Source organism: Vicinamibacteria bacterium (genome assembly GCA_035620555.1).
Classification (GTDB): Bacteria; Acidobacteriota; Vicinamibacteria; order Marinacidobacterales; family SMYC01; genus DASPGQ01.
The window spans coordinates 1-5,637 of record DASPGQ010000715.1; the positions used below are offsets into that span (position 1 = coordinate 1).

At 62.5% G+C, this 5,637-nt stretch carries 7 protein-coding genes; 3 read left to right on the top strand and 4 right to left on the bottom strand.

Annotated elements, in window-relative coordinates; genetic code table 11:
- The 3 genes from VEK15_28760 to hpt all read left to right on the top strand — a co-directional run.
- On the top strand, window positions 1-1,080 hold a 1,080-nt coding region (locus VEK15_28760), incomplete at its 5' end, for a CRTAC1 family protein (protein HXV64724.1).
- Between the two features lie 29 nt (window positions 1,081-1,109).
- Window positions 1,110-2,012: an energy transducer TonB gene (locus VEK15_28765; protein ID HXV64725.1), complete on the top strand. Its 903-nt coding sequence runs from the start codon at window positions 1,110-1,112 to the stop codon at window positions 2,010-2,012.
- A gap of 6 nt (window positions 2,013-2,018) precedes the next feature.
- Window positions 2,019-2,534, top strand: coding sequence for a hypoxanthine phosphoribosyltransferase (gene hpt / locus VEK15_28770; GenBank protein HXV64726.1), 516 nt, complete (start codon window positions 2,019-2,021; stop codon window positions 2,532-2,534).
- 85 nt (window positions 2,535-2,619) lie between these two features.
- Here the strand turns inward: hpt and VEK15_28775 are convergent, their stop codons facing one another.
- From VEK15_28775 to deoA, 4 genes are all read right to left on the bottom strand, one after another.
- Complete coding sequence (locus tag VEK15_28775) at window positions 2,620-3,006, bottom strand: cytidine deaminase (GenBank protein HXV64727.1); 387 nt, start codon at window positions 3,004-3,006, stop codon at window positions 2,620-2,622.
- 3 nt (window positions 3,007-3,009) lie between these two features.
- Window positions 3,010-3,840 (bottom strand): purine-nucleoside phosphorylase, encoded by an 831-nt coding sequence (locus VEK15_28780; protein HXV64728.1) that lies wholly within the window; start codon window positions 3,838-3,840, stop codon window positions 3,010-3,012.
- Between the two features lie 7 nt (window positions 3,841-3,847).
- Window positions 3,848-5,050 carry a nucleoside transporter C-terminal domain-containing protein gene (locus VEK15_28785; GenBank protein HXV64729.1) on the bottom strand — a complete coding sequence of 401 codons (1,203 nt, stop codon included), beginning with the start codon at window positions 5,048-5,050 and terminating at the stop codon, window positions 3,848-3,850.
- Window positions 5,050-5,637 (bottom strand): pyrimidine-nucleoside phosphorylase (gene deoA, locus VEK15_28790; GenBank protein ID HXV64730.1); only part of this gene is annotated, 588 nt, incomplete at its 5' end. The genes deoA and VEK15_28785, both read right to left, overlap by 1 nt.

Here is a 5,637-nt window from a genome sequence, read left to right on the forward strand (position 1 = left end):
GCCCTCGACAACCACAAGTTCTGCGGCAATCAAGCGAGAAAGATCCAGGCTTACTGCCACCCCGACGTCTACAACCCGGTCCCGGGCATCCTGTTTCACGGCAAGGGTGATGGAACGTTCGAAGACGTGACCCGGTCGGCCGGTGTCTTCGTCGAGGACGAGGGGAAGGGACTCGGTGTGGTCTGGGGCGATTACGACGATGACGGAGACGCCGATCTCTATGTCGCCAATGACTCGATGAGGAACTTTCTGTTCCGCAACGATGGCGCGGGCCGATTCACCGACGTCACGTTGCTCTCCGGTGTGGGCTACAGCGAGGACGGCAAGACTCAAGCGGGTATGGGGACCGATATGGCGGACTACGACGGTGACGGCCTCATGGACATCACCGTGACGAACCTGGACTTCGAGTACAACGCCCTGTACAAGGGAAGCGAAACCGGAATCTTCATCGATGCTTCCTACGAAGCCGGGGTCGCGGAGACGTCGTTGAACTCCGTCGGATTCGGGACGTTCTTCTTCGACTTCGACAACGATGGGCGTCTCGATCTCTTCGTTACCAACGGACACATCATCGACAACATCGAGCTGTTCAACTCCACCTCCACCTACGAGGAGCCGAACTTCCTCTTCTGGAACGCGGGCGACGGTACGTTCCGTGAGATGGCGACGAGCCTCGGTGGCATTCTGGCCGAAGAAAACGTCGGTCGGGGCGCCGCATACGGGGACGTCGATGCGGACGGCGATCTCGATGTTCTGGTCACGCGATGCGGACAGCGGGTGCTGCTCGCCCGCAACGACGGGGGAAACGACAACCGGTCGTTGAGCGTGAGTCTCGTCGGCCGGATGTCGAACCGCTACGGCATCGGGGCGCGCGTATCGGTCCGAGTCGGAGACCGCACCGCGGTTCGAGAGGTGAAAACGGGGACCAGCTATCTTTCCCAGAGTGCCATCGACGTTCATTTCGGGCTCGGACGAAATCAATCGGTGGACGAAGTCAGAATCAGATGGCCGGGGAAGGAGTTCGAGTCGGTTGGTCCAGCGACAGCCGGGCGTCTTCTCCTGTTCGAAAGTCATTGATCTTTTTGGCGTGCTAACATTTAGATGCCGTGAGCCCTGAGCGCGATTTCTTCGTCGATACCGAAACTCTCGCTTTTAGGACGAGCGGGTTTCGTAACGATCGAAAACGCGCGGTCGTCGGATCCGGTCTCATCCACCTCGCAGTACTCTTGCTGCTCGTCGCCGGGCCGTTGGGGAAGTGGCTCTCCACCGATGAAATTCCTCTCGGGGTGACGGTTCGCTTCTACGAGCCGGGTGGAGAAGGCGAGGGCGGTGGCGGAGGAGGCGGCGGCGAACATGGAAAACGCCCCACGGCCTACATTCCCGTAAAGGTCCATCCTCCGCCCGAGCCGGCGCCCGAGCCACGACGGGCTCCCGTGGCACCGAGGAAACCCAGGCCTCTGGATTTTTCGGACCTCGAAGTGCCCGATCTCCCCACGGAAACGGCTCTTTTCTTCGGCGTTTTTTCTCCAGATGCAACGGAGTTTCCCGGCTTGTCCCTCACCGACGGCCGCGAATTCGGCGGACTCGACATCGAGCCGAGCTCGGGAACCGGCGGTGGCATCGGTGGGGGAACTGGCACCGGCGTCGGCACGGGCGAGGGATGGGGCGTCGGCCCCGGCAGAGGCGGAGGTTTCGGTGGTGGCGATTATCGCCCCGGAGGATGGGACATCGATCCCGTTCCGATCTTCCAGCCCGATACCGTCTACCCGGCGCAGGCGCGCGAGAAGATGGTCGCCGGTGAAGTGATCCTCCAGGTCCTGGTGAAGCTCGACGGCTCCACCGAGGTGATTCGCGTCATCAAGTCGCTGCCGTATTGCGTCGAAGCCGCCAAGGAGAACGCGAAGCGCTGGCGATGGAAGCCGGCACTGAAGAACGGAAAACCGGTGGAGGCCGTCGGCATCATCACCGTGAAGTTCGACCTCTTCGCCCAGGGGAACGCGCGGAGCTGAGGCTTTTTGTCCCTCGACGTCCTGATCACTGCCGAGCAGATTTCTGCGCGCATTCGGGAGCTGGGCAGGCAGATCTCGAGCGACTACGAGGGGAAGACGGTCCATCTCGTTTGCGTGCTGAAAGGCGCATACATGTTCGCCGCCGATCTCGCTCGCGCCATCGACATCCCGGTGACTCTGGACTTCATGGCCGTGTCGTCCTACGGCAAGAGCACCAGCACGAGCGGTGAGGTACAGCTCACGAAGGACCTCGACCTCGCCATCGAAGGCAAGCACGTCATCGTCGTGGAAGATATCGCCGACACCGGTCTTACCCTCAATTATTTGTTGACGATGCTCCGCACCCGCCGACCCGCATCCGTCAAGGTCGCGGCGTTTCTGTCGAAGCCGTCGCGCCGAACGATCGACGTCGCCGTCGACTACGTGGGCTTCGAGGTCCCGGATCGCTTCGTTGTCGGATACGGTCTCGATCAAGACCAGCGCTACCGGAATCTGCCTTACGTAGCCGCCGTCGATCTTTAGCCGTCGCTCGATTGGAGTCGAAGTTGTAACAAGAGGGATGAGGAGATCTCTCCTACACCAACAATCTGTTTCTCTTATCCCTGGCTCACAGATCGTTCTTGTCGAAAGCGTAGGGCAGGAGCTCGCCCAGGTGCAAGCTCTTGCGGCGCCCGCGGGTCGTCACGAGATGAACCGGGATGTTGCCGCAGTACTCCCAGAGCAGTTGCCGACAGGCTCCGCAGGGTGGCGTCGGTCGCGAGGCGCCGGTGACCACGACGACGGCGGTGAACCGCTTCGCGCCCTCGGATAGGCCTTTCCACAGAGCGACTCGTTCGGCGCAGACCGTCAGACCGAGCGTTGCGTTCTCGATGTTGCACCCGGTGTGAATCGTACCGTCCCTCGTAGAGAGGGCGGCTCCGACCTTGAAGTCCGAGTAAGGCGCGATGGCGCGACGCCGGGCTTTTCGTGCTGCCGCTACCAGCTCGTCCACCATTCGCTAACCTGCTTTCTGGATCGCCGGAATCAGCTCGGCGAGAAGCTCGAGCAGCACCGATCGAATCCGTTTGCCCATCTCCAGCACCTCCCGATGGTCGAGCTTGTGCGGCTGGACGCCCGCGGCCATGTTCGTGAGGGAGGAGATGGCGAGGACTTTCATGCCCATCTGGATCGCGGCGATGGTCTCGAGCACCGTGGACATTCCGACCGCGTCCGCGCCCAGGGTTCTCATCATCCGTATCTCGGCGGGGGTCTCGAAGCTCGGGCCGAGGAGGCCGATGTACACGCCTTTTCGGATGTTCAGGCCGATGCGACGGGCGGCCTGCTGGCAAGCGGCGATGAGCGCCGGGTGGTAGGCCTCCGACATGTCCACGAAGCGGGGTCCGAGCTCGGTTCGTTCGGGGCCGACGAGAGGATTGAGACCGGTCGCGTTGATGTGGTCGGTTACCAGCATCAGCTCCCCCGGCCTGAAAGCGGTGTTGATCGCGCCGGCGGCGTTCGTCAGCACGAGGCTCTTGACACCAAGGAGTCCGAGGACTCGAACGGGAAGGACGACCGCGTCGGGAGCATGGCCCTCGTACGCGTGGACGCGGCCCGACATGACGTACAGTGGTACCCCTTTGAAGTTTCCCACGAAGAGGCTCCCCTGATGGCCCTCGACGGTAGAGGAAGGGAAGTGGGGGATGTCGGCATAGGATAGGCTCGTTGCGTCGGAGAGATCGCTGGCGAACGCGCCGAGGCCCGACCCCAGGACCACGGCCACCCGGGGTCGGAGCTTCGTGCGAGAGCCAACGTAAGTCACGGCTTCTCGAATCTCTTCCAGCATCTTCATTACGATCTCAATTCAGGAGCCCGGCGATGGTCGCGGTCATGAAGGTCGCGAGTGATCCCCCGAGGACGGCTCTCACTCCCAGTCGAGCCAGATCTTCTTTTCGGGAAGGCGCCAGTGCACCAATCCCGCCGATTTGGATTCCGATGGAGCCGAGGTTCGCGAAGCCGCAGAGGGCATAGGTTGCGATGAGCTCCGATCGTGGGGAAAGCGCCGAGGCCTCCTTGAGCTTGCCGAGGGAGGCGTAGGCCACGAACTCGTTGAGAATCAGCTTTTGGCCGAACAGGAAGCCGACCTCACCCGCCTCGGCCCAGGGAACTCCCATGAGGAAGGCGAGAGGCGAGAATGCCCAAGCGAAGATCTGCTCGAGCGAAAGGTTCAGCGCCTGGAGAGGCCAGTTCACCAGAGCGATCAACGAGAGGAAGGCGATGAGCATGGCGGCGATGTTGAGCGACAAGGTCATGCCGGCGCCGGCCCCTTTGGCGGCGGCGTCGATGATGTTGACCTCGCGGCGCTCGACCTTGAGCTTGACCTCACCTCTGGTGAGGGGCTCTCCGGTCTCGGGTACCAGCATCTTGGCCATGAGCAGGGCGGCGGGAGCGTTCATGATGCTCGCGGCGAGGAGAAACTGTGCCTGGACGCCCATGGCGATGTAGGCTCCCAGCACCGCGCCCGAGATCGTCGCCATCCCCCCGATCATCAGCGTGGCGAGCTCGGAGTAGGTCATCTTCTCGACGTAGGGGGCGATTACCAGCGGCGCTTCGGTTTGCCCCATGAACACGTTGGCGGCGCAGGAGAGCGACTCCGCCCCGCTCGTTTCCATCGTGGTGGACATCACTCGTGCCATGAGCAGCACCACTTTCTGGAGGATGCCGACGTAGTACAGCACCGCGAAGAAAGAGGAAAGAAAGATGACGATCGGAAGCGCTTTGACGACGAAGATGAAACCCAGCCGTTCGTCGTTCACCAGAGCTTCCCCGAAGACGAAGGCCCCGCCGGCCGTCGCCTTGTCCATGAGCGCGGTGACGAGGTCGCTGGCGTATCGAAAAACCTCGATGCCGACGGGCGTCTTCATTACGAACAGGGCGAACAGCACTTGCAGCGAGATGCCCCACAGCACGGTTCGGGCCCGGATCGCTCTGCGGTTCATCGACATGCCGTAAGCGACGGCGAGGATCACGACCAGACCGGCAAAACCGATGTATCGTTCCATCACGCTGACGTCTCCTGCTCGAGTACTTCCCGCACGAGTCTCGGGGTCTCTCTCGGCGGAGCCTCTCTGATTTCGTACGCGGAGTGGATGCACTGAACCGCGCGCTCGACACGCGAGCGATCGTTGAAATGGAGAGTGACCAGCCTCTCTCCATTCCGGAGCTCCGCTCCGATTTTCGCGTGGACCACGATGCCCGCCTGTCGATCGATGGAGTCTTCGCGACGCTCCCGACCGGCTCCGAGCAACATCGACGCGGTGCCGATCAGCTCGGCGTCCATCGCGTTGACGAAACCGTCGCGCGTGGCTCGAACCTCGACGCTCGCGCTCGCGCGGTCGAAGAGCCGCCTGTCGGCGAATCCGGGATCGCCGCCCTGCGCTTCGACGATCTGGAGAAATTTCTCCCGTCCTCGACCGGACGAGCGCTCTTCCGCGACCTTCTTCTCCGCCTCGGCCCGCGAGCTCGCCACACCGCCGAGAACGAGCATCTCGGCGGCGAGCCGAAGAGAGAGGGTCACGAGATCGGCCGGCCCCCGGCCCTCGAGAACCGAGAGTGCCTCTTCGACCTCGAGCGCGTTGCCGACGTTGTC